General features: G+C 28.7%; 26 protein-coding genes. 17 read left to right on the top strand and 9 right to left on the bottom strand.

Annotated elements, in window-relative coordinates; all coding sequences use genetic code 11:
* The first annotated feature begins 196 nt into the window (after positions 1–196).
* The 7 genes from CARM_RS02900 (at position 197) to CARM_RS02870 (ending at position 7,168) form a co-directional block, all read left to right on the top strand.
* A complete protein-coding gene (locus CARM_RS02900) occupies positions 197–2,323 on the top strand; it encodes an autotransporter family protein (RefSeq protein ID WP_176300991.1) in 2,127 nt (708 codons plus the stop codon).
* A 100-nt stretch (positions 2,324–2,423) separates the two neighbouring features.
* Positions 2,424–3,611 (top strand): M48 family metallopeptidase, encoded by a 1,188-nt coding sequence (locus tag CARM_RS02895; protein ID WP_139424762.1) that lies wholly within the window; start codon positions 2,424–2,426, stop codon positions 3,609–3,611.
* The gene (gene prmC, locus CARM_RS02890) at positions 3,611–4,411 is read left to right on the top strand and encodes a peptide chain release factor N(5)-glutamine methyltransferase (protein WP_412842185.1); all 801 of its coding nucleotides are present in this window, start codon (positions 3,611–3,613) and stop codon (positions 4,409–4,411) included. Before CARM_RS02895 ends, prmC begins: the two co-directional genes overlap by 1 nt.
* Before the next feature lie 26 nt (positions 4,412–4,437).
* Positions 4,438–4,917: a DUF4149 domain-containing protein gene (locus tag CARM_RS02885; protein ID WP_139424758.1), complete on the top strand. Its 480-nt coding sequence runs from the start codon at positions 4,438–4,440 to the stop codon at positions 4,915–4,917.
* 20 nt (positions 4,918–4,937) lie between these two features.
* Positions 4,938–5,687 (top strand): flagellin, encoded by a 750-nt coding sequence (locus tag CARM_RS02880; RefSeq protein WP_139424756.1) that lies wholly within the window; start codon positions 4,938–4,940, stop codon positions 5,685–5,687.
* 42 nt (positions 5,688–5,729) lie between these two features.
* Entirely contained in the window at positions 5,730–6,605 is an 876-nt protein-coding gene (gene cmoB / locus CARM_RS02875) for a tRNA 5-methoxyuridine(34)/uridine 5-oxyacetic acid(34) synthase CmoB (protein ID WP_139424755.1), read from the top strand.
* A 2-nt stretch (positions 6,606–6,607) separates the two neighbouring features.
* Complete coding sequence (locus CARM_RS02870; protein ID WP_139424754.1) at positions 6,608–7,168, top strand: hypothetical protein; 561 nt, start codon at positions 6,608–6,610, stop codon at positions 7,166–7,168.
* On the opposite strand, the gene CARM_RS02865 is transcribed toward CARM_RS02870, so the two are convergent.
* Positions 7,148–7,333, bottom strand: a complete 186-nt coding sequence (locus CARM_RS02865) for a hypothetical protein (RefSeq protein WP_139424753.1) — start codon at positions 7,331–7,333, stop codon at positions 7,148–7,150. The genes CARM_RS02870 and CARM_RS02865 overlap by 21 nt on opposite strands.
* 3 nt (positions 7,334–7,336) lie before the next feature.
* Complete coding sequence (locus CARM_RS02860) at positions 7,337–7,867, bottom strand: thermonuclease family protein (protein ID WP_139424752.1); 531 nt, start codon at positions 7,865–7,867, stop codon at positions 7,337–7,339.
* A gap of 53 nt (positions 7,868–7,920) precedes the next feature.
* Between CARM_RS02860 and CARM_RS02855 the strand changes: the two genes are divergently transcribed.
* Complete coding sequence (locus tag CARM_RS02855) at positions 7,921–9,189, top strand: M20/M25/M40 family metallo-hydrolase (RefSeq protein ID WP_139424750.1); 1,269 nt, start codon at positions 7,921–7,923, stop codon at positions 9,187–9,189.
* A gap of 132 nt (positions 9,190–9,321) precedes the next feature.
* Positions 9,322–10,716, top strand: coding sequence for an anaerobic C4-dicarboxylate transporter (locus CARM_RS02850; RefSeq protein WP_139424748.1), 1,395 nt, complete (start codon positions 9,322–9,324; stop codon positions 10,714–10,716).
* A 495-nt stretch (positions 10,717–11,211) separates the two neighbouring features.
* Here CARM_RS02850 and CARM_RS02845 read toward each other — a convergent pair whose 3' ends face one another.
* From CARM_RS02845 to CARM_RS02830, 4 genes are all read right to left on the bottom strand, one after another.
* Positions 11,212–13,074, bottom strand: a complete 1,863-nt coding sequence (locus tag CARM_RS02845) for an aryl-sulfate sulfotransferase (RefSeq protein WP_139424746.1) — start codon at positions 13,072–13,074, stop codon at positions 11,212–11,214.
* A 10-nt stretch (positions 13,075–13,084) separates the two neighbouring features.
* Positions 13,085–13,837, bottom strand: a complete 753-nt coding sequence (gene dsbI / locus CARM_RS02840) for a protein-disulfide oxidoreductase DsbI (protein WP_139424744.1) — start codon at positions 13,835–13,837, stop codon at positions 13,085–13,087.
* A gap of 7 nt (positions 13,838–13,844) precedes the next feature.
* Positions 13,845–14,501 carry a thiol:disulfide interchange protein DsbA/DsbL gene (locus CARM_RS02835; protein ID WP_176300990.1) on the bottom strand — a complete coding sequence of 219 codons (657 nt, stop codon included), beginning with the start codon at positions 14,499–14,501 and terminating at the stop codon, positions 13,845–13,847.
* Between the two features lie 124 nt (positions 14,502–14,625).
* Positions 14,626–15,276, bottom strand: coding sequence for a thiol:disulfide interchange protein DsbA/DsbL (locus CARM_RS02830; protein ID WP_139424742.1), 651 nt, complete (start codon positions 15,274–15,276; stop codon positions 14,626–14,628).
* A gap of 210 nt (positions 15,277–15,486) precedes the next feature.
* Between CARM_RS02830 and CARM_RS02825 the strand changes: the two genes are divergently transcribed.
* The gene (locus CARM_RS02825) at positions 15,487–15,891 is read left to right on the top strand and encodes a YbgC/FadM family acyl-CoA thioesterase (protein ID WP_139424740.1); all 405 of its coding nucleotides are present in this window, start codon (positions 15,487–15,489) and stop codon (positions 15,889–15,891) included.
* Here CARM_RS02825 and CARM_RS02820 read toward each other — a convergent pair.
* The 3 genes from CARM_RS02820 to CARM_RS02810 are packed head-to-tail and all read right to left on the bottom strand — an operon-like array spanning position 15,845 to position 18,143.
* Positions 15,845–17,062 (bottom strand): hypothetical protein, encoded by a 1,218-nt coding sequence (locus tag CARM_RS02820; RefSeq protein ID WP_139424738.1) that lies wholly within the window; start codon positions 17,060–17,062, stop codon positions 15,845–15,847. The two genes, CARM_RS02825 and CARM_RS02820, sit on opposite strands and share 47 nt — an antisense overlap.
* Entirely contained in the window at positions 17,059–17,670 is a 612-nt protein-coding gene (locus CARM_RS02815; RefSeq protein ID WP_161593800.1) for a uracil-DNA glycosylase family protein, read from the bottom strand. The genes CARM_RS02820 and CARM_RS02815 overlap by 4 nt, the downstream gene beginning before the upstream one ends.
* Positions 17,670–18,143 (bottom strand): GNAT family N-acetyltransferase, encoded by a 474-nt coding sequence (locus CARM_RS02810; protein ID WP_236633234.1) that lies wholly within the window; start codon positions 18,141–18,143, stop codon positions 17,670–17,672. Before CARM_RS02810 ends, CARM_RS02815 begins: the two co-directional genes overlap by 1 nt.
* Positions 18,144–18,286: 143 nt before the next feature.
* Here CARM_RS02810 and rpmH point away from each other — a divergent pair, with 143 nt between their 5' ends.
* The 7 genes from rpmH to purL are packed head-to-tail and all read left to right on the top strand — an operon-like array spanning position 18,287 to position 24,998.
* The gene (gene rpmH / locus CARM_RS02805; protein WP_012661270.1) at positions 18,287–18,421 is read left to right on the top strand and encodes a 50S ribosomal protein L34; all 135 of its coding nucleotides are present in this window, start codon (positions 18,287–18,289) and stop codon (positions 18,419–18,421) included.
* A complete protein-coding gene (gene rnpA / locus CARM_RS02800; protein WP_139424732.1) occupies positions 18,418–18,744 on the top strand; it encodes a ribonuclease P protein component in 327 nt (108 codons plus the stop codon). Before rpmH ends, rnpA begins: the two co-directional genes overlap by 4 nt.
* Entirely contained in the window at positions 18,732–19,115 is a 384-nt protein-coding gene (gene yidD / locus CARM_RS02795) for a membrane protein insertion efficiency factor YidD (protein WP_139424730.1), read from the top strand. Before rnpA ends, yidD begins: the two co-directional genes overlap by 13 nt.
* The gene (gene yidC / locus CARM_RS02790) at positions 19,079–20,656 is read left to right on the top strand and encodes a membrane protein insertase YidC (protein WP_139424728.1); all 1,578 of its coding nucleotides are present in this window, start codon (positions 19,079–19,081) and stop codon (positions 20,654–20,656) included. The genes yidD and yidC overlap by 37 nt, the downstream gene beginning before the upstream one ends.
* Complete coding sequence (locus tag CARM_RS02785; RefSeq protein WP_139424726.1) at positions 20,640–21,482, top strand: Jag N-terminal domain-containing protein; 843 nt, start codon at positions 20,640–20,642, stop codon at positions 21,480–21,482. Before yidC ends, CARM_RS02785 begins: the two co-directional genes overlap by 17 nt.
* On the top strand, positions 21,479–22,807 hold the full coding sequence (gene mnmE, locus CARM_RS02780) for a tRNA uridine-5-carboxymethylaminomethyl(34) synthesis GTPase MnmE (protein ID WP_139424724.1): 1,329 nt from the start codon (positions 21,479–21,481) through the stop codon (positions 22,805–22,807). Before CARM_RS02785 ends, mnmE begins: the two co-directional genes overlap by 4 nt.
* A 13-nt stretch (positions 22,808–22,820) precedes the next feature.
* Complete coding sequence (gene purL, locus CARM_RS02775) at positions 22,821–24,998, top strand: phosphoribosylformylglycinamidine synthase subunit PurL (protein WP_139424722.1); 2,178 nt, start codon at positions 22,821–22,823, stop codon at positions 24,996–24,998.
* Position 24,999 lies beyond the last annotated feature (1 nt).

Below are 24,999 nucleotides of genomic sequence, written 5' to 3'. Positions count from 1 at the left end.
ATAAAATTTCTAATAAAAATATCTTTAGAATTTAAAATACTAATACAACTTACCCTAAAAAGCTTTAAACAGCTATTTTTCCATATCAAAAATCGTTTTTTTTTTTTTTGAATTTTTGCTAATTTTTATTGACTTTTAAATCATCACAATGTAAAATCACAATCTAATTTTAAATATTTTATAAAGGAGTTAGGAAATGAAAAATTCAAGAAAAATTTTTCTATCAACTTGTGTTGCTACTATGGTAGCTAGTTCAGCTCATGCTGTTGTAGGGGGGGGGATATCATTTACAGATTCTAGCCTAAAAGATGAAAATAAAAATGGAAACTATTCTTTCATAGTAGAAAAAGATACAGGTTCTACTTACAATATCTCTTCTGTCATCGGTTCTAGTTTTGATGGCAAAACAAACAAATTTATTAACCACCTAAATATAGACGCTGCTAAAAGTATTTTTAATATAGATGGCTCAACACAAGATGCAGAAATTGGTCATTATTATGCACAAGCAGAAGGAAAAGATAAATTTTATTCTTTTAATATTAAAGCACAAGAATTAAAATTTAGTGGTACAAATGCTTCTTTAAATGTAGGTAATACAGGTGTTATAGAAGGTAATTTATTTTTAGAAAATGATGCTAATCTTGCCATTTCTAATGGAACCTTAGGAAGTCAAAGTGCAAATGGTTCTTTATTTTTAAAAGGTAATTTTGCTGCAACAGATGCAAATTTTGACTTTTATGGTAATCATAGCTTTCATATAACAGGAAAAGCAAATATAACAAATTCAAGATTTAAAGTTAGCAATGCTCCAGTAAGTGAAAATGGTATCTTTTTATTAAGTGCTGATGGTGGTTTTAATAAAAATCTTACAACTTCAAATTCAGCAGGCGTTTATAAAGAATTTTACATTGATAAAAATGAAAATATATTTATCAGTGTATTAACAGGAAAAACTCCAGGTTATACTCCAAAAGGAGGTTTAGTTCCTACAAATGCGATTGAAATTGAAATCAATGGTCTTGAATACAAACTTGCAACTATTGGAAATTCTTTATATCTTCAAGCAGATACTTCAGCTTGGAAAAATTATAAACCAAATGAAATTGGTCAGAATTTAATTGCCGCTAAAAAAGAAGTATTAACACAACTAAACCAACAATTGCAAGCACTAATAGGATTACCAGCATCACTAAATAAAAACCAACAAGATCCTGATGCTGAGCTTAAAAAGATTATAGAAAAGATAAATGCTGAAATAGATAGATTAAACAATTCAACAACAGCATTTAATCAGCAAATTGATGCTGTTTTAGCTTCATTATTAAGATCAAATAGACAACAAGCAGCGGGTAGTGCTTTAACTGATGCTATGGTAGGCAATGCACAACAAGTTAAAAATGTAATAAATTCAGCTAGAGAAAGTGCAAATAATTCTAATCGTCAAGGTGCTATTCAAGTTATTAATCTAGCAAATGAAATGGCTATTTCAACTAGAATGATACAAGATAGAAGTCAAGGTGAAAATAGTGTTTGGTCTAATGCTTTTGGTGGAGCAAATATGATAGGTAGTGAAAGTGATTCTGTATATGGTATTACACTAGGTATAGATAGACAATTTAGCGACTCAGTATTATTTGGTGCATATTTGACATATGCTGACTCTAAATTAAATTATAACTCTATCAGTCAAGATGCAGATAATTTACAATTTGGTGCATATTCAAGAATTACAAATGGTCAGCACGAATTTGATATTAAAACATATGCACAATTTAGCTTTACAGATCAAGAAAGATTTTTAAATGGAACCAACAATAAATCTGACTATACCCAAACCTTCTTAGGTGCAAGTGGTGCATATGGATATGTGTTTGATATGGGTGATAAATTTGCTATTAAACCATTAATAGGATTAAATCTTTACTATGGAAAAACTCCAGATTATACAGAAAATGGGATATGGGCTCAAAAAGTTTATTCAATGGATAGTTTTGCAGCAAGCGCTGAAATTGGAGCAGAGTTTAGAAAAGTATTTAATGGTAGTAATTATTTTTATATCACCCCAAAAATAGAACAATTTTTTGCAACTAATGGTAATGACTTCAAAGGTCGTTTTACAGGAAGTGATATGAATTATCATATAGCTGGTGCAGAAAAAGATAAAACTTTTGGTAAAATCCTTATTGGAAGTAACATTAGTGTAACAGATAACCTCTCTGTTGATCTAAGTATAGGTGCTAAACAAATCCTAGGTAACAAAGATGACAATACCGACGAAACTTATATAACTGGCAATATTGGTGTTAAATATTCATTCTAAAAATTAATATCATCAAGAATTCTTCTTATGTAGCATAGGTAATTACCTATGCTTATTTACTTTCTTATTGCATACTTTTAAAAAAATATATGGAAAAACTATGACTTTAATAACTATTTTATGTATATACACAGCTTTTTTGATTTTCATATCTTATATGCAAATTTCTTTTTTAAAAAAAGAAAAAGAAAAACAAGCAGTTATTTTAGAAGAAAGTGATTATAAAAATGCTGCGGATATTGCCATGGAAAATGAAAAATACAAAATTTTTTCTAATTTTTACAACTTAATTATCAATATTTCTTGGATTGCATTTGGTTTTTTATATTTAAAAGAGATATTTATAAAAGAAAATTCTACCTTGGAAAATACTTTATTTTTACTTACTTTTTTAGTGATTATTAGTATTTTAAATTTACCACTTAGCTATTATGAAAGCTTTATTAAGGATAAAAAACACGGCTTTTCTAATATGACTTTAGCACTTTTTGTCAAAGATAGTATCAAATCTTTAATTCTAATGCTTATTTTTGGCTTTTTAATTATCTATGCTTTGGTATTTTGCTTTGAATTTTTTAGCACTTATTGGTGGATGGTAGCATTCATTCTAAGCTTTACAATTATACTTATCATAAATCTCATCTACCCTACTCTCATAGCACCAATGTTTAACAAAATGAAAAAACTTGAAGATGAAAATCTACTTGAAAAAATCACAATTTTAATGCAAAAATGTGGTTTTAGTGCAAATGGTGTTTATGTTATTGATGCTAGCAAAAGAGATAAAAGATTAAATGCTTATTTTGGTGGCTTATTTAAAAGCAAAAGAGTAGTACTTTTTGACACGCTTTTAAACGCCTTAAAAGAAAAAGAACTCATAGCTGTTTTAGGACATGAACTAGGACATTTTGTGCATAAAGATTTGATAAAAACTTTATCCGCTAGTGCTTTAATGCTTTTTGCTTTATTTTTTATTTTCGCACATTTACCAGGTTTTTTTTATATTGAAAGCCATCTTGATGGAGTAAATGCTGGAGTTTTTGCACTTTTATTAATTTTTGGAAATATTTTTACTTTCATCGTTTCCCCATTACTTAACAAAATGAGTCAAAAAAACGAATTTAATGCTGATTTACACGGAGCAAAACTTAGTTCTAAAGAAGATATGAAAAGTGCTTTAATAGCTTTAGCAAAAGAGAATAAAGCCTTTGTTAAAACGAGTAAAATTTACACATTTTTTCATCTAAGTCATCCTTGTATTTATGAAAGAATTAAAGCTTTGCAATGATTTCAATCAACAAAGCTTTGCAACAAGCCTACGCAAAAGATCCTACTCACAAAGAATATATGCTTTTTATTCTTTGTGAGTTATTACAAAAAGACAAAGCTTGGATTTTTTTAAACCCTGAATTTCAAATTGATGAAAAAAAATTTTTTGATTATATAGATAGATTTTTAAACGGCGAACCTTTTGAGTATTTGTTTAAAAAAACACAATTTTATGGTCTTGATTTCTTTACCGAAAAGGGTGTTTTAATACCACGCTTTGATAGCGAAATATTGCTTGAAAAGTGTTTAGAAATTTTAAATCATCATTCTTTTAAAAATATACTTGAAATAGGCTTTGGAAGTGGAATTTTAAGTATTTGTCTAGCAAAAATAAAACAAATTTTTATACAAGCTTGTGATATTAATCCAAAAGCATTAAAGCTTGCTAAGAAAAATGCAGATTTTCATAATGTTTCAAATTTAATCAACTTTCAACTTTGTGATTTTAAAAACATACAAGGAAATTTTGACTTTATTTTTTCTAATCCTCCATATATTAAAAACACTTATCCCTTAGATAAATGGGTGCAAAATGAACCGCATAATGCTTTATTTGGCGGAGATAATGGCTGGGAAATTTTGCACGAAATCATTCTTTTTGCTAAAAATCAAAAAACAAAAGTCTTAGCTTGTGAATTTGGATATGATCAGAAAGAAATTTTACAAGAGCTTTTAGAAAAAAATAATTTTAAAGCAAAATTTTATAAAGATTATAATAATTTTGATAGAGCCTTTGTTGCTTGGAATTTAAAATATTAAACTATAATTATTTTTTAGGAGAAAAAATGAAAGCAATATATTTATTTTTACTTGCAAGTTTAATTGGTATTGAAATTAGCATAGGTGTATTTTTAGCACCAACCATATTTTATCCTGCCAAATTTATAGGCGAGGGAGTTTTATCTCACTTTCAAAGTGGGCTTTTAATGACACATATTTTTGTTCAATTTGGCTATATTTTACTAGGTGTAAGTATTTTATCTATTCTTATGGAAATTTTTTCATTTAAAGACAAAAATTTGACTTTTAAAATAAATTTTTCAAAATTTATGCTTTCTTTGATTATTTTGGCACTAAGTTTGCTTTTTGTATTTTACTTTACTGCTTATGTTTTAGAAGCACAAAGCCTAGGAGAAGAGGCAACTAAAACTCAAGAATTTACAAAAATTCATGGTGCGAGTGAAATTGTAATGAAAATTATAATGTTATCTCAAGTAATTTTGTTTTTTTTAAATTTTAAAACAAAAAGTGATATAATAAAATAAGTCTTTAAAAGGAGTCAAAGATGAAAATAGGCGACATAGGAACAACTCAACAAAATCATTATGTAAATCAAGCTCAAAAAAATCAAGAAAAAGCATTAGAAAATATAGCCGCAATGCGTGCTATTGATGGAACCGATGGATCAAATTTAGCCATAGCGGACTCTTTAAGAAGCCAATACAACACTATAGATCAAGGTATTTTAAATGCTTATGATTCAATAGGAGTTTTGCAAATTGCTGATTCAACTTTGAATAATATATCAGCTACCGCAGATAAGCTTAATGAACTTTCAATACGCTCAAATAATGCTGCTTTAAACGATAGACAAAAAAGTATGTTAAATACTGAAGCAAACAAACTTGTAACTTCTATCAATGATGCATTTTCTAATGCAACTTTTAATGGAAAAAATGTTTTCCAAAGTATGGATTTTGTTGTTGGTACTGGAGTAGAAAACATTAATTTAAACCAGCCAAGCACTGCAAATTTAAGCCTTGATAATCAAGAAGGAATTCGTAGTTTCCAAGATCAAATAGGCTCATTGCGTGCAGATATTGGGGCTGGAATTAATGCTATTAATTCTAATATCAATTCATCTTTACAAACCAGTATTAACACTAAAGATGCTGAAAGCAAATTACAAAATAATGATTTAGCACAAAATATCAATGATTTTAATGCAAATTATCTTAAAGAAAATGCATTTTTATTTGCAAATGCACACTCAAATGTAGTATTACAAACCAAGCTAGCAAGTTTGCTTCAGTAATAAAAACTCCCTATAAACCAAAGGGAGTTTTCAAGGAAAAAAATGCAAAATAATGCTTTGTTAAAGCAAGTTTTAAAAAACTCTTTATATAAAAAAATTCAAGAACTTGGTATAAAAATACAAAACTCAAATTATTTTATAAATGAAAGTTTTGACATCTTTTGTGATAAAAAATTAGATAATGAGATTAAAGACATTGCTTTAGAATTAAAACCTTGGCGTAAAGGTCCTTTTAGAATTAATGATTTATTTATAGACACAGAATGGCAAAGTTTTATTAAATTTAATATCTTAAAAAATTATATGCCTTGTATCAAAGACAAAATAGTAGCAGATATTGGGTGCAACAATGGTTATTATATGTTTAAGATGCTTGAATTTAATCCTTTAAAAATTATAGGATTTGATCCATCTATTAAGTATTATTTGCAATTTTTACTTTTAAATTCTATTGCAAAAACTCCATTGCAATATGAACTTTTAGGTGTAGCTGATGTTCCAGATTATCACATTAAATTTGATGTTATTTTTTGCCTTGGAGTGATTTATCATCGTAGTGATCCTATAGCTATGCTAAAACAACTCAAACAATCCCTAAATAAAAATGGTATAGTTTTCTTAGATACTATGTATATAGAAGATGAAAGAGAAATAGCACTCATTCCTCAAAAAACTTACTCAAAAATACCAAATATTTTTTTTATTCCGTCGATATTAGGTTTAAGAAATTGGTGTTATAGGGCCGGATTTAGTGAATTTGAAGTTCTAGCAACTAAACAAACTGATCAAATTGAACAAAGAAAAACAGAGTGGATAGACTCATATTCTTTAGATCAATTTTTAGATCAAAATGACTCAAATTTAACATGCGAAGGATATGAAGCACCAAAAAGAGTATATGTTAAATTAAAGGTGTAAAAATGGCAAAAACAATAAGTGCTGTTAGTATTGAAGAATTAATAGATCCAGAAGAATTAAATCGTATTAAATCAGAACTTATAACTTGTCCTGGGATAAATAATACTTTAGCAGGAAGTATTTCTCATATAGAAAAAAATTTCGCTAAAGGAATTCTAATCACAACTCATGATATGGCAGTGGATGAATTAGGGTTAGTGCATAGTGGATTTGTATTTAATGCAGCAAATTACATAGCTCAAGCTGCAATTAATAAAGAATTTAGTGTCTTAATAGGCTCAAGAAGTTTTTTTTATGCACCTTTAAAAGTTGGAGATATTTTAAATTTAGAAGCTAGCGCTTTATTTAGTGATGATTCAAGAAAAAGAGAGGTTAAAGTAGTAGGTTTTGTAAATGAAATAAAAATTTTTGATGCCTCTTTTCAAGTTATAACCACCGATGATCATATCTTTAAATTAAAGCAAAATCAAAACAGCTCAAGCAATCAAACTCAAGAAGAACCGACTAAACAAGAAGCCTCGCAAGAAGAACTTAAAGCTGCTTTAAAAGGACTCGGGGGTTAATGGTAGATCCACCCAATTCTTTGGGCATTCTTTATGGTAAGTTCCACTTGCATCATAATATTCTTTACAATCATCATAAAAACGATTTGAAATTCCTCTTTCATTTACAAAACACCCACAAAGCAACACAACTAAAAATCCACATAAATATATTTTCTTAAACATTTCTTACATTCCTTGCAATTTTATTTGCTTGCGCCATTTATATGGCTCTATAGGATTTTCATCTTCCCACAATCCCTTTTTATCTTTTTTGGCTTGTTTTTGTTCATTTAAATATAAATCGCTATAATATTCATAAGCCCAAGCAAAACCATTTTTAACCATAACTTGATTTATGTCTTTATTGTTTAAATACATAATAGCTAAAATTCTACCATATTTATCCTCATCTTTTACACTTAAAATCACTTCTTTATTTAACACGATAGAACTTAAAAATCGACTAGCAAGTTTTCCATAAGCTTGATCTTTTTCTGGGGCATCGATACCAAAAAGTCTAATTATAATTCTCTCGTCTTTATAAAAAACCTCTACAGTGTCCCCATCTATCACATGGCTTATTTTAGCTTTAATATAAGAGTTGTTATCATAATTTAAAACATAAGCAAAGGTAATCAAAAAAATTATAATTAGAAATTTTTTAGGATCTTTTATAAAATCTATTATAAGATTAATTTGTTTTTTAGAAAATTTCATTTAAACCTCATCTATATAAAAATATGCCATAATTACAATAAAAAGGAGAATTTATGCAAGAAATTATACAAAATTTTAAACAAATAACTAAAATACCTCATTGTAGTTTTCACACCGAAGAATTAAAAAATTTCCTTGTTGATTTTGCTAAAAATCAACACTGCAAAGTAGATATTGATGAAGTTGGAAATATACACGCATATAAAGGAAAACCAAAAATTTGCTTACAAAGTCATTATGATATGGTTTGCATGGGAGAAGCTCCGAATATACAAATATATGAAGAAAATGGATATTTAAAGGCAAAAAATTCAAGTCTAGGTGCAGATAATGGTATAGGAGTATCTTTAATGATGCAAGCTTTAAAAGATTTTGAAAATATCGAATGTCTTTTTACAAATAATGAAGAAGTTGGGCTTTGTGGAGCAAATAATCTTTCGCATACTATAATTTCAAATAAACTTTTAAATTTAGACCATGAAAACGATGATGAAGTAGTTATAGGCTGTGCAGGTGGAGTAGATATTTTTGCTGATTTGATTATAGATTTTGAAGAAAAAGAAGAAGATTGTTATGAAATAGAAGCTATTAATTTCAAAGGTGGACATTCAGGAATTGATATTATTAAAAACATCAAATCATCTATTAAAGAAGTAAGTTATTTCATATCTCAAAATCAAGGCGAACTTTGTGAATTTAGTGCGGGTGAGAGAATAAACTCTATACCAAAACACGCTAAAACAATAGTTTTTTTTAAAAACCCACCAAGAGAAAATAAGTATTTCAAAATAAAACACTTAGGTAAAATTAAAAGAAAATACTATAAAAATTCTCAAATTATTTTAAATATTATTAATGCTTTTGCACAAGGAGTTAGAACTTTTAATCATCGACTTAATTTAGTTCAAACAAGTATTAATCTTTCACTAGCTTACGAAAAAAATGGAAAATTTCACTTTGAGCTTTTTGCAAGATCTAACAATCTAGAAGAATTAAAAAATATTGAATTTGAAACCTTAACATATTTTAAAATGCAAAATTGTGAAGTTTCAAGTGCAAATTTCTATCCACCTTGGGAAAATAAAGACACTAGTTTTGGAGAAGAAATTTTAAATTATTTTAAAAAAGAAAATCCAAAAGCTAAGCTTTATACTATACATGCTGGTTTAGAATGTGGTATTATAAGCGAAAAACAACCATTAGAATGTTGCTCCATAGGACCAAATATATATAGTCCTCATTCCACTGATGAAAAATGTGAAATAGCTTCCATTGATAAAATCAGTAAAATTCTCACTAATATTTTAAAAAATTATCAATAATCTCAAAAAAACCAATATTTTGACAAATAAAATCAAAATATTGGTAAATATTTATTTAAAATATAAAAAATTTTATTTACTATTAATAAAACTTACATTATACTCTCGCATATTTTAAAACAAGGAGAGAGTATGGAAATGCTTACTAGCCTTAGTGAAGGCATTCAATTTAGTATCCAACTAGCCGTAGTACTCATTTGTCTTTTTTACGGGGCGAAAAAAGGAGGTATTGCTCTAGGTTTATTAGGCGGTATAGGTTTATTAGTTTTAAGTTTTGGTTTTGCTGTAGCACCTGGAAAACCCTCCATTGATGTTATGCTTACTATCTTAGCTGTTGTTGTTGCAAGTGCAACATTACAAGCTAGCGGTGGTTTAGATGTAATGTTGCAAATTGCAGAAAGAGTTTTAAGAAAAAATCCTAAATTTTTAACCATCTTAGCACCTTTTGTAACTTGTATTTTAACCATGCTTTGCGGAACCGGACATGTTGTTTATACCATGATGCCTATTATTTATGACATTGCTATTAAAAACGGCATACGCCCAGAAAGACCAATGGCTGCTTCTAGTATTTCTTCTCAGCTTGGTATCATCGCAAGCCCTGTTTCAGTTGCTGTTGTAAGCTTAACAGCACTACTTTTAAATCCAGAAATTAACAAACATCCTTTAGCAGGTTTTGATGGTTATGTAGATTTACTTGCTATTACTATACCTTCTACTTTAGTAGGTGTTTTAGCTATAGGAATTTTTTCTTGGTTTAGAGGAAAAGATCTTGATAAAGATGCAGATTTTCAAACTAGAATCAAAGATCCAGAACAAAGAGAATACATCTATGGTGATAGCAAAACTCTTCTTGGTCAAAAACTTCCAACTATTCAATGGATAGCTATGTGGATTTTCCTAGGTGCTATTGCAATAGTAGCTATACTTGGAGCCTTCCCAGAGCTTAGACCTCAATTTACTTCAAAAGGCGTTACTAAACCTATGAATATGGTCGCAGTAATTCAAATGTTTATGCTTTTAGCGGGTGCAGCGTTGATTATATTTACCAAACTTGATGCAAGCAAAATTGCAAAAAATGAAATATTCAAATCAGGTATGATAGCTTTAGTAGCTGTTTTTGGAATTTCTTGGATGGCAGATACTATGTTTGCAGTGCATACTCCTATGATGAAAGAATCTTTAGGAAATATCGTTATAGAACACCCTTGGACTTATGCAGTTATGCTTTTATTAATTTCTAAATTTGTTAATTCTCAAGCAGCAGCAATTGCAGCATTTGTCCCGCTTGCACTAGGAATTGGTGTTGAGCCAGGCATTATCATTGCTTTTGCAGCAGCTTGTTATGGATATTATATTTTACCAACTTATCCAAGCGATCTTGCAACTATACAATTTGATAGATCAGGCACTACAAAAATTGGAAAATTTGTTATAAATCATAGCTTTATTTTACCAGGTTTAATCGGTGTTATCGTTTCTTGTATAGCTGGATATTTCTTAGCTTTAAGTGCAGGATATTTATAATATAAAGGGGTTTTTACCCCTTTATATTATCAAATTTATTTAGGGTTTGCTCAAACCTATTCTAAAATCATTAAAACGAATTTATATAGAAGGTGTTTTGTTTCTTCTCATTATCAAGATAAGCTACACTTTGCTCTAAACTTTGATAATATTTGCTATAGCCATCCTTAAAAGAAATTTTCATTTAATATTTCCATCATTGAATAAGAAAAATATATACAAGATGTTGGCAAGCTTTAGTTTGGAAAAATCCCATCATACTACCTTTTTTGCAAATATTATCAAAAACTCTCTAACTTCATCAGCATTTAAACACTATCTTATACCACCAATCTCTATAATAATCAAGAGCTGCTTAAGACCAAACTATTTTAATGTTAATTTAAGACCCATATTTGAAGCAACAATCGCAATAAAACAGGTAATATCATGTTAAATTTTACTATTTTTTAATTATCATTTAAAATCCCAACCATATAATGATTGGGATTTTAACTATTTAATGCCAAAAGCTTTATTTAAATCAATAGGCATTGCTTGATAGCCAGAATTTGTTCCAGTAAATCTAATTTGCACTGAAGGTTCTTTGCTTCCCCATTTAAATTCATCAATTTCAGGCTTAGGCTCACCAACCGAAACACCTTTACTTAAATCAAAACTCATACCAGCTGTTGCACTATAAACTACAATTGAATTTTTGTCTTTATGATACTCTGTTAAAGAAGTAACAGGAGAGAACCATTCATTACCTCTTTGTTTTCCATATTCCCAAACTTGTTCAACTGTTTTTTTATTTTGATCTATTTTATAAACAACTGCGCGACTATATTTTTGAGCGGAAAAAGCAGGTTGTTCAATACCTCTTGCATCACCATTATCAAAAGCAGTAATATAAATATATCGTTTATCAGATTTTTCATCTATTCTAAAAGCTGTATGTTGGGTCCAAGTAAAATCAAAACCGCCTTCCTCGTTTTCATAACCTGGACATTTGCTATACTCATCATCACATACAATTTTATTACCACTACTATCAACAGGTTGTAATAACACATTCTTAAATTTATCTTTCCAACCCTTATGTGCACCCAAAATCCATTTAACTTTTTTATCACGACCTATTTTTATAATAGCAGATTGATGACGCGAAGATATAATTATACTATCATCACTTGGATCATAATCTACACTATTTACATGAGCCCAGTTTCTTCCTATACCAGTACCTGCAATATCACCAAATGCATCACTCTCATCCATTTTAGCCAAATCTTCATCACTTAATGTTTTACCTGCTTGACTTGCATCTATGTTTAAGCAAACAGCACCCTGATCAAGAGCTTTGATAATATTATTTCTATATGGATCTAAAATTTCAAAAAGCCTCCATTCATCTACCACATTTCCATCTTTATCTACTTCAATAATCACATCTCTTACAGTGCGAACATTTTTTCCATCAGGACGCTTCACATTAACAGAAGCAACTCTTAAAAGATAATTACCATTTTGCATATTATCCATAGAATGAGAAAAATCAATATAACCTAAAGGTAATTGACGATTAAAAATCTCTCTACCCATTAAATCATATTTTACATATCTTTGACCAAATCCCCATGTTAAAGCACCATCCTCATTTTGATGAAAACCCATCATAATACCACGATTGTAAATATTATTCCAATCCATTAATTTAGCATTATCAAAATACCATCTTATTTCGCCTTTGGTATCTATAATAAAAACATTAGAATTTTCATCCCATTCCATAGCACCACCTGCTGGGTTATTCCAAACAGATTGAGAGCCTTTACCATTTTGCTTTCCTGGTGCGTTATTAACTAAATACAATCTATCTTGAAAACCTTTATCCACTTTTATAACTTCAACACTTTCAAAAGGAACTCCCCTTTGTGCAGTATTTCCAGCAGGCTCTATATAAACTCCTGAAGTTGCTATTTTATACACTTCATTGACAACTTTTTCACTTTTACCAAAAGCAGTTTTTGTATAGCTAACCTTTACGGTATTAAAATAAGAAGGATAAAGACCAAAAATAGGTATCCCCCCATAAGTTTTTATTCTCTTAGAATCAACATTATAAGAAATAACCTGACCACCTGGTTTTGGTTCTATTGTTACTTTAACATTACTTAACTTGTATCCTCCATCCATAATTACAGCTGTTAGAGGCGACAAACCATAAGGGTTTAATTTTACAGCACCTATTTTACCTTGAATTTGCCAATCTAATTTTGCCCCACTTGGCCCACCCATAGCAAAAGTTACACTTGGAGCTACTGCAGTAACAGAACTTGCAATCAATACAACACTTACAATTTTACTAATTTTCATTTCAACACCTTTACATTAAAGAAATTAAAGTTATTTCAGTATTTGGTTCACCTAAAAATTTTAGCAAAACAACCAAAACAATAACAACTCCAGCATAAATTCTAGCTTTAGAATTTGATAATATATAACCTATAAACATAAAACCTAAAGCAACTAAACAACAACAAAAAGCTATTAAACAAGCTATAGCCATATTCATAAATTTAATACTTGGTATTAAATACCAGCCATTACTATAAAGCCCATCTTCCAAATCAGGAGGAGTTCCAACAAAAAACTTCTGAAAAGCATTTAAAGTTCCATATGCTTCTTCTGGAACAACAGGAGTATCCATTCCACACTCACCTGTTGGTAAAAACCAGCCAGGAAGCCATTCGTGTAATGCTAGATTAAAAGGATATAAAGGAATTTCTCTACACCCATCTACGCCTCCAAAAGGATTTTCAGAATGAACTACTTCGTGAATGGTATTAAGCAATATACAATATTCTATACCAAGCCAAATCCCCCAAAAACCAAAAGTATAAGCAAAAATTTTTAAAATATCATTTTTTGGATTTATTAAGGCTAAAATTCCACCAAATGCCATTACAAGCATTGCAAAACGAATATAAACACATTGCTCACAAGGCTCCATAAAAAGGTATTCTTGAAATAAAAAATGAGCTATAAAAGTAAGGCCTGCGGTTACAACTATCATTAAAACCCAAGGAAACCTAGTATTTTGCCATGTACTCATAATATCAATAAAAAACTTTTGCATAAATAGCCTACTTTTTAATCAATTCTTCAACGATTTTTACCAAAACTTCTGGAGAAGTTATTGCCTGAGGAATGATTTGATATTTTCCATTTACTACAAAAGCAGGTGTTCCGTAATTTCTTGAAATATCATTAGCTACTTCATATGATTTTAAAATTTCTTGTGCTTGAGAAGTTGATAAAAATTCATCAAGCTCTGCTTTAGTAATACCTATTGCTTTTAAACCTACAGCATAAAAACCTTCAGGATCTTTTCCAGCACCCCATCTTTGTTTTTTCTTAAAATAAGCCGTAAAGTAAGCATCTGCGAGTTTATGGCTCAAACTTTCTTTTGTAGTTACATCCGTATTTGATATTTTATCTTTTGCAGCAGCATAAGCAAAAAGTTCATTGGCTTGTTTGCCATAATCCCCCATTGAGCTAACTGGGAAAATTTCATATCTTAAGTTTGGGAGTTTTGCTTTGACCTTCGCCAAAGTATTAAACTTATGATGATCATAACAATGGGTACAACGATAAGAAAAAATCTCTATTAGAGAATTTTCATTCCCCCCCCCTATTATAGGAGTTTTAAGAGTGATATACTCTTTACCTTCACTAAGCGCATTTGCACTTACACCAAAAGCTAAAATAGCAACACTAATGATTTTCTGTAAAAAAGTCATTATTTCTCCTTGAAGTAAAAATTCAGCAAAATTAACAATTTTGCCATTTAGTAAAATTAACATAATATAAATTAAAAATAAATTAAATAATATTAATTAATTGTTTATCATTAAAGATAAACAATTAATTTTTACTTAATTCATCAACAATACGAATCAACTCTTCTAAAGAAGTAATATATTCAGGGTTTATTTGATATTTTCCATTTACTACAAAAGCAGGTGTTCCGTAATTTCTTGAAATATCATTAGCCACATCATAAGCTACTAATATTTCTTTAGCTTCTTTGGTTTGTAAAAATTTCTCTAACTCTTCTTTACTAACACCAATAGCATTCAAACCAATTTTATAAAAAAAATCAAGATCACTTAAATTTATCTTTTGTTCAAAATGACTTACAAAATAAACATCAGCTAATTTATAAGTCAAACTATCATTACTTGCAGCATCTTTACCTAAAGCTTTTTCCTTAAAAGAAGCTAGAGCAAACATTTCATTTAAAACTCCACCATATTCACTCATAGAACTAACCGAAAAAAGATCATATTTTAAATTTGGTAAAGCTTCTTTAACCTTTGCCAAAGTATGAAATTGATGATGGTTGTAACAATGAATACAACGATAAGAAAAAATTTCAATCAAAGAATTTTGTGCATTTGGGATAGGTGTTTTTAAAACAATATACTCTTTACCTTCGCTAAGTGCATTTGCACTTACACCAAAAACAAAGGCCATAATAGCTGTAAATTTTAAAAAAAATTTTGATATATCCATAATTTTTCCTTTTATTATGATTTAAAATATAATTTTAACATAAACTATATTCAAAAACTAAATAAAGCTTTTTTAAATCTAAATAAAATATATTAAATAATTTAAATTTATTATATAATCTATTATGAAGCAAAACCCTAGCATAATTAATATTTTAAATATTTTTAATTATATAATTGTGCAATTTTGTATTAAAATCAAAGGATTTTTATGAAAATACGAATTTATTATGAAGATACAGATGCAGGTGGAGTAGTATATCATAGTAATTACTTGAAATTTTGCGAAAGAGCAAGAAGTGAAATATTTTTTAAAAAACAAATAGCTATTTTTAATAAAGATAATGGGCATTTTTTGCTTACAAAAGCAAATTGTAACTTCTTAAAACCAGCAAAACTTGGCGATATTATCGAAATAAAAACTTTTATCACTAAAATCAAAAAAGCTTCAGTTTGCATTAAACAAGAAATTTATAAAAAAAATTCTAAGCTTTTTGAAGCTGAAATCACTTTAGCTTTTTTGAAAAGTGAAAAAGTAACTCCTATGGATGAAGCTATAGTTAAAATTTTTACTGATCTTGTAAAGGAGCAAAACCCAAGCCTTGTGAGCGAATAATCTTAACCTTATAATCAAATTGATTATTATTTAACTCCTCATCAAAAATTCTTTGAGAGTCTTTATCTAAGTATTGTGTATAAAAATAATCAATCCCTACACTGGTTGTATAAGCTATCCAATTGTAATTTATATTTTGCGAAAAAAGCTCATTTAAATAACTTAAAGTTTGATCTTCATTAGAAATAGAATTTGCCAACAATAATTTTTTTCTATCATTAATTTGTGTTAAACTTAACAAAATAGGATTATAATTTATTTGAGTAGATAATAAAACATAAGGTTTTATATCATAAGTTCTTAATTGCGAACTTATTAATGCTGTTTTAATTAGAGAAGTATTTAAAACTATACTTGCATCTTGAAAGCTTTTATTTTGATTTAAAATACTTCTAAAATCAAATTTAGAAGTGTTAATGGTATAAATTTTTTCACCACCATTACCCACATTTAAAACATTTTCATCCAAACGACTTGCCAAAGGTGTTCCTTCTGAAAATATGATATTTTTTCCATTAGAAAATTCCAAAAGCTTTTGGATTTGTTTTTGATAATCTATACTTCCAAAATATATATTTTCCTTCTGAGTATCAAAATATCTCTTGTGAGCAGTAGGGATAAAAATTTTAACATTAGAATCAATTTCTTCTTTAAGTAGATTTTTTACACCTTTTTCAGTAAAACCTGCAATAACATAATTAAACTTCTCATCTTTTACCTGTTTGAAAGCTTTTTCTATCTTACTCTCATCTTCAGTGCCTATTAAAAAAACTTTTACTTTTATTTGTGCTCTTTGTCTTAAAAGATAAGCAATACTTGAATTTATTATAGTATTGGAATAGCTTTTGATAATTTGTTCTGGAATAATAATCGCCAATTTAATACTTGCATTTTTTTGAATTCTTTTTTCAAAATCTATAATTGAATTTAAAAGTTTTGTATAGATATTTACCAAAAGTTCATTTGCATTATCGTTATTAAATCTTGATAAAAAATTAAAATAAAGTCCCGTTTCTAACAAAGTAAATAAACACTCATTGTCGCAGTTTTGAAATTCTAAATTTGGATAAAAAGATTCACTAGGTTCTATGGGTGATGGCTTTTGTTCTTTAGCAAAAATATTTGAAATTAAAATAAAACACATCATTAAACAAACTAAACTTTTTTTCATAAATATCCTTTTATTTTTTTAATATCATCTATAAACTCAGCATAAAAACTAGGATTTTTGCTTACAAAATTTAAATCATAAGTTGATAAAAGCAGCATATCATTAAAACGCAACCATTGTCCTTTGTATTTTTCAAAATTTTCAAAACCTAAACCATTAAAAGCTTCCTTGCCTAAACATAAAATAAGTTTTGTTTTTATAAGCTCAAGTTCATTATAAAAATACGGCAAACACGATTTTAAAGCTTGCTCTTCTACTTTAAAATTGCTAAAACATTTTAACATATAAGAAAAATAAATATCATCTTCATTCAAATTTAAAAACTCTTTACATACTCGCAAAAACTCTTGTTTAGATTTTGAAGCAAAAAGCTTTCCACTTTCATTTTCATCTTTATCTATAAAAGATTGAAAAATCAGAATTTTAGCGTTTTTAGCTTCTTTTTCCATTAAAACATTTTTTCGTTGTTTGGAAAAATGACAAAGTTTGCAATTTTTTATTTTTTCTCTTAATTCTTGAAAATTTAAATCAAAATTTTTAATTTTTATTTGCTCTTCTATATATTCAAAACCAAATGCTTTTAAATAATACAATTTTCTTTTATCCATCACATTAGTGCTTCTAAATTTTTCCCTTCTAAACGATAAGTTCTCCATTCATTCATATGCTTTGCGTTTAATGCTGTATAAAATTTAATTCCTAAATCATTGTCGTTTAAACACACCCATTCTAATCGTTTAAGATTTTTTTCTTTACAAATTTTAGCTAAATACTTAAAAACAGCTTTAGCATATCCTTTTTTTCTATGTTTTGGTTGAATATAAATATCTTCTAAGTACAATCCACCTAAACCCCAAAAAGATGAAAAGGTAAAATAATACATTGCATAACCTATAATTTCTCCATTTACTTTCAAACTTAAAGAATTTGCATATTTATGCCTAAAAAAAGATTCTTCAAGCTCTTTAGTAGTACATTTTACATCATCAAGCATATTCTCATGAACAGCAAGTTCTTTTAGTAGTTCTAAAATTTTTTCTAAATCCTCTTTTTTGCTCTCACAAATTTCAAATTTCATTATTTTTCCTTGTAAAAATTTAAAATAAATACAAAAATTTAGCAAAAACTTTTAAAATAACTCTTAATTAAAAGCAGATTTAAGTAAGATTTTGCTATTATACTTGCTTATTATTTTGTTTTTTATTTTAAGTTTAAGGAAAAAATATGAAAAGAACATATCAACCACATAAAACCCCTAAAAAAAGAACTCACGGTTTTCGTGTTCGCATGAAAAGTAAAAATGGGCGTAAAGTCATTAATGCTAGACGCGCTAAAGGTAGAAAAAGATTAGCGGTATAAAAGATTTTCTAAGTATTAATACCTTAGAAGAATTTGCAGCAATTTATAAAGAAGGTAAAAAATGGCACTGCGAAGGAATGATTATATTTTATATTCCAAGTAGCGAAAAAAAAATTGCTGTTGTAGCTAGTAAAAAAGTAGGAAAAGCTGTTGTAAGAAATAGAGCCAAAAGGCTCTTAAGATCAGCTTTTTTTCAGGTCAAAAATCAAGTTGAAAACGGAAAATATATACTTGTTGCTAAAACAAGTATCACCGAAGCTTCTTTTGCAAAATTAGAAAAAAACTTGAAATGGGGTTTAAAAAAAATAAGATGTATAAAGTAGTTTGTGCAAAACTAATTAAATTTTATCAGCTCATTATCAGCCCTTTAAAGCCTCAATGTTGTAGATATTATCCAACTTGTTCAGAATATGCATTATGGCAGTTTGATAAAAATAATATTTTGAAAGCATTCGTGGCAGTTTTTTTAAGAATTTTAAAATGTAATCCGTTTTTCAGAGGTGGTATTGATTATCCAAAAATACGCAAGATTAATCTAAACACAGGTGTTTGTTTTAAGCCCAAATTTAATGCTTTAAAACAACTTAATTATTTATATATACCTTGCGAAGATAATCAATTTTATTTAATTAAGATTATATTTTCAAAGGACAATCCGTGTCAGAAAACTTATCCCAGCAAAAACGCATACTAATAGCTGTTGTATTATCGTTTTTATTTTTTGTTGTATATGATTACTTTTTTATTCCAAAAACACCAGTCGAGCAAAATACAACGCAATTTGAGCAAAATACTTCAGCTCCACAAGCTACTACAAAAACAAACACACAAGCCCCAAAGACAGAGCTTAGTGTAAATCAAAAAGTAGAAATTGCAGTAGTTAAAAGTGAGCATTTTGAAGCACATATTGACTCTTTAGGTAGAATAGCTAAATTTTACCTAAGTGATCAAAAATACAAAGATGAAAATGGCAAAAGTATTAATTTAGTCGATACTTCTTTATCACCTTTACCATTAGAAATGAGATTTTCTGATGCTAAAATCAACCAAGAAGCCTTTAATACACCTTTTACAGCAAATCAAAAATCTATCAATGTAAATGATGAAAATACAACATTGGTTCTTACTCAAAATTTAAATAATCTAGTTATAACAAAAAAAATTACTTTCCATAAATACGGAAATTATGACTTAGAAATAATTTTAAGTAAAGATACACCTTATTTCATCACACCTGGTTATCGTCCAAATATAGCAGTTGATAGTTATACAGTACATGGGGTCTTAATTTTAGATAAAGATGATAAAATCACCATGCTTGAAGATGGTGATGTAGAAAGTGATGAAGGTTTTTCTAATGTAACATTAATGGCAGCTTCAGATCGTTACTATAGTGCTTTGTTTTATAATTTCAACAATCCTCTTAATGCGGTAGTTACTAAAGATAATCATGAAAATTCCATTGTATTCGCAAGTGCAAATAACACTTTTAAAGCAAGTGGCTATATAGGCTCAAAAGAACACGATGTTTTAAGAAGTATTGATTCAAGATTAGATGATGTGGTTGAATATGGCTGGTTTACTTTTATAGCTAAACCTATGTTTGAATTTTTAAATTTCTTACATGGATATATGGGAAATTGGGGTTGGGCTATTGTTGTAATGACTTTAATAGTGCGTATTATTCTCTTCCCTCTTACTTATAAATCAATGATTTCTATGAATAAGCTCAAAGATTTAGCCCCAAAAATGAAAGAAATTAGAGAACGCTATAAAGGCGATCCTCAAAAAATGAATTTGCATATGATGGAACTTTATAAAAAACACGGTGCAAATCCAATGAGTGGTTGCTTGCCTATACTTATACAAATTCCTATATTTTTTGCAATTTATAGAGTGTTGCTTAATGCCATAGAACTCAAAGCTGCACCTTGGGCTTTTTGGATTACGGATTTATCAGTAATGGATCCTTGGTTTATTTTGCCTATTTTTATGGGGCTTACCATGTTCGTTCAACAACTTATCACACCAATGGCTATACAAGATCCTATGCAAGAAAAGATTATGAAATTTTTACCTTTAATTTTTACATTCTTTTTCTTAACTTTCCCAGCAGGTTTAACATTGTATTGGTGTGTAAATAATATTTGCTCACTTCTTCAGCAAGTAATTGTTAATAAACTTTTTAAAAACCACAAAAAAGAGGAAATAGCCAAACATGAACATAGAAGCTAAAGATTTGCAAACAGCACTCATAGAAGCTTCAAAGCAATTTGAGTGCTCTGTAATTGATCTAGAATATGAAGTAATTCAACATGCTAAAGCAGGGTTTTTTGGTTTATTTAAAAAAAATGCCATTATCTATATAAAAGGACACAAGAAAAATCACAAAAACCATATCGAAAAGTCTAAAAAATCTCAAAATGAAAAAAATAATAAACATACTTCAAAAAATTATGAAAAAAATGATTTAAAAAAAGATAAAGATGGTCTCCAAAAGTCAGTAGAAGCACTTGCTAAATCTAAAGAATATTATAAAGTAAAAAATGATGTAATTTTTGATTCTTTTCATAAAGAATCAAAAGAGGAAAAAAATATTACTTTATATATAGAAGAAATAAAACTTTCTTTAGAAAAATTGCTTTCAACTTTTGATTTTGATATAAAAGTAATTCAAGTTAGTATTTGGGACGAAAATTGTGTATTAATTAAACTTGATGGCGAAGATGCTGCTTTATTAATAGGCAAGGAAGCACACAGATATAAGGCTTTTTCTTATTTACTCTACAATTGGCTAAATGCTAAATATAAAATTCAACCAAGGCTTGAAATAGCACAATTTTTAGAAAATCAAACTCAAGCCATTGATAATTATTTAAAAATTCTTATAGAAAAAATAGAAACCATAGGAAGGGTTCAAACCAAACCACTAGATGGGATTTGGTTGAAATTAGTGTTAGAAAAACTAAGAGAACGCTTTCCAGATAAATATGTAGCTATTAGACAAAACGATAATCAAAGATGTATCGTTGTAAATGATTTTTTGAAGAAAAATGAATGAATGACACTATAGCAGCTATTGCTACAGCTCATGGTATGGGCTCTATAAGTATTATTAGGGTAAGCGGAGAAAAAGCTTTAGAGCTTGCATTAAAATTTACTCATAAAAAAGAACTCAAACCTCGTTATACCCATTTATGCAAACTTTATAAAAATGATAATAGTTTTTTAGATGAAGCTTTAGTAATTTACTTCAAATCGCCTTTTTCCTTCACAGGAGAAGATATAGTTGAATTTCAACTTCATGGCGGTTTTTCTTTAAGTGAAATTTTATTAGATGAACTTATTTTATCAGGTGTGCGCCTTGCTAATCCTGGTGAATTTAGCAAAAGAGCTTGTTTGAATGGAAAAATGGATCTTTTAAAAGCTTTAAGCATACAAGATCTTATTATGTCAAAATCAACAAGTGCAGCAAGCATCATAGCAAAAAATATTAAAGGGGATCTAAGTGTTTTTTTAAACACCATTAGATCAGAGCTTGTACAAACTCTTGCATTTGTAGAAACTAGTATTGATTATGCTGATGATGACTTACCACAAGATTTATTAAATCAAATTATAAGTATGTGCGAAAAAAATTCAAAACTTTTACACGATATAGTTGATATTTCTTTAAGCAAAAAAGGACTTATAGAAGGTTTTAAAGTTACCATAGTTGGCAAACCAAATGCAGGAAAGAGCTCTTTATTAAATTCACTTTTAGCTTTCAATAGGGCCATTGTCTCAAATGTTGCAGGTACCACAAGAGATCGTATAGAAGAAAGTTTAAAAATAGGTTCGCATTTAATTAAAATTATTGATACAGCAGGTATTAGAAATGCAGAAGATGAAATAGAAAAAATTGGAATAAATTTAAGTTATGAAAGTATAAAAGAAGCTGATATTGTTATAGTTGTATTTGATAATTCTAAAGAATTTGAACAAGAAGATGAGCATATCTTACAAGCTTTAAAAGCTTATAATAAAAAAATTATCTATATTTTAAATAAATGTGATTTACCATCTAAATTTCAACATGAAATTAAAACCTCTTGCATACATATTTGTGCTCAAAAAGATACCAAATCCATTAAAGAAAACTTAAATGAATATTTAAATACTCTAGATGGTGATGGAATATTGATAAGTAACACCTTGATACTTAATGCTTGTAAAAATGCTAGTGAAGCTATATTGCGAGCTAAAAATTTACTACAAGAAAATTCTTTAGAACTTTTTGCTTTTGAGTTAAATTTAGCTATAGATGAAATAGCACAATTTACTAAAAATTTTGAAAGAGATGAAATTTTAGATGCAATGTTTAGTAATTTTTGTTTAGGGAAATAAAAAGGAGAAAAGAATGGATAAGGAAATTATAAAACAACACAAAATTAGTGATGAAGAATATCAAGAGATTATAAATATATTAAGTAGAGAACCTAATATAGTTGAACTTGGGGTAATTTCAGCTATGTGGAGTGAGCATTGCTCATATAAATCAAGTAAAAAATATCTTAATGGTTTTCCAACTAAAGCACCATGGGTTATACAAGGACCTGGAGAAAATGCTGGTGTTATTGATATAGGTGGGGGTATGGCTGCTGTATTTAAAGTAGAAAGCCACAATCACCCTAGTTTTATAGAGCCTTTTGCTGGTGCGGCTACAGGTGTAGGTGGAATTTTACGCGATGTTTTCACTATGGGTGCTAGGGTTGTTGCAGGTATGAATTCTTTAAAATTTGGCAATATTCATGATGAAAAATTAGGCAAACATCAAAAATACTTAGTTAAGGGTGTTGTAAGCGGGATTTCTCATTATGGAAATTGCATGGGAGTTCCAACTATAGGTGGAGAATGTGCTTTTGATGAATGCTTTAATGGAAATATACTAGTAAATGCCTTTGCACTTGGAACTTGCAAAATTGATGATATATTTTATGCAAAAGCTGAAGGCATAGGAAATCCTGTAATTTATGTAGGCTCCAAAACTGGTCGTGATGGACTTGGTGGAGCTGTAATGGCAAGTGATAGTTTTAACGAATCTAGCAAAAGTTTAAGACCTACAGTGCAAATTGGAGATCCTTTTGCAGAGAAACTTTTAATGGAAGCTTGTCTTGAGCTTTTCAAAACTGATTATATTGTAGGAATTCAAGATATGGGTGCAGCTGGACTCACTTCAAGTTCCTTTGAAATGGCAGGACGAAGTGGCAGTGGAATGAAACTTTTCCTTGATAAAACTCCTATGAGAGAAGAAGGTATGACTCCTTATGAATTAATGTTAAGTGAATCACAAGAAAGAATGCTAATTTGTGCCAAAAAAGGTTGCGAAGAAAAAGTCATAGAAATTTTCAGTAAATGGGGACTTGATGCGGCTATTATAGGTGAAGTTACAGATACTGGCAAAATGGAATTATTTTGGCATGGAGATTTGATAGGTTTAATTCCTATTGAACCTTTAAGTGAAAAAGCACCTATGCTAGATAGACCTATAGCTAAACCTAAATACTTAGAAGAAATAAAAAATTATCAATTTAGTTTGAATATTTCAACACAAGAGGCTTTCGAGAAATTACTCGCAAATGAAAATGTCAGCAATAAAGCTTATATCTATGAACAATTTGACTCAAGCGTGCAAACAAATACTTTAAAAAGCGATGGTGCTTTAGGAGCAAATAGCATTAGAGTTAAAGAAAATAATTGTTTGCTTTCTATGGCTATTGAATGTAATTCAAGATTAAATTATGTTAATCCAAGAACAGGAGCAGCAGCAGCTGTTGCAAGTGCTGGTAGAAAGGTTGCTTGCTCAGGAGCAAGACCTTTAGCAATTAGTGATTGCTTAAACTATGGCAATCCGCAAAATCCTGAAGTAATGTGGCAATTTGCACAAGGTTGTGAAGGTATTAAACAAGCTTGTAAAGAACTAAATACACCTGTGGTTAGTGGTAATGTTTCTTTATATAATGAAACAGATGGGATAAGCATTTTTCCAAGCCCAACTATAGCTTGTGTTGGAATACATGAAAAAGCAGAAAATATTTTAAAATCATATTTTAGTAAAAATACTAAAGCTATATATTTAATAGGTGAAAGTAAAGGTGCTTTTGGAGGTTCTTTAATTGCAAAAGTACTGGATCAAAAAGTTGCTGGGACACTTGATGAAATAGATTTTAAAGCAGAATTAAAACTATGGAATTTCTTATTAGAAGCAAACGAACTTAATCTACTAGATTGTGCTAATAGTATAGGCATAGGTGGACTTGCTATTACTCTAGCTAAAATGAGTGCCAAAGCTAATTTAGGCATTAATGCAAAAACCAATTTTGAAAACAAAAGCTTTATTTTTGAAGAAAGTCCAACTAGGGTTATAGTTGGAGTAAAAAATGAAGAAAAATTTATTAATTTTGTTAAAAAAATGAATATTAATTTTACAAAACTTGGAATTTTAGCTGAAAAAGATTTTATTTTAGATGATATTAAGATAAGTTTAGCAAAATTACAAACAATTTATTTTCAAAAATTTAATGAATATTTAGGATAAA

It is taken from the genome of Campylobacter armoricus (genome assembly GCF_013372105.1).
GTDB lineage: Bacteria > Campylobacterota > Campylobacteria > Campylobacterales > Campylobacteraceae > Campylobacter_D > Campylobacter_D armoricus.
The sequence above is the reverse complement of the archived record's forward strand: the minus strand, read 5'-3'. Positions and strand labels throughout refer to the sequence as shown.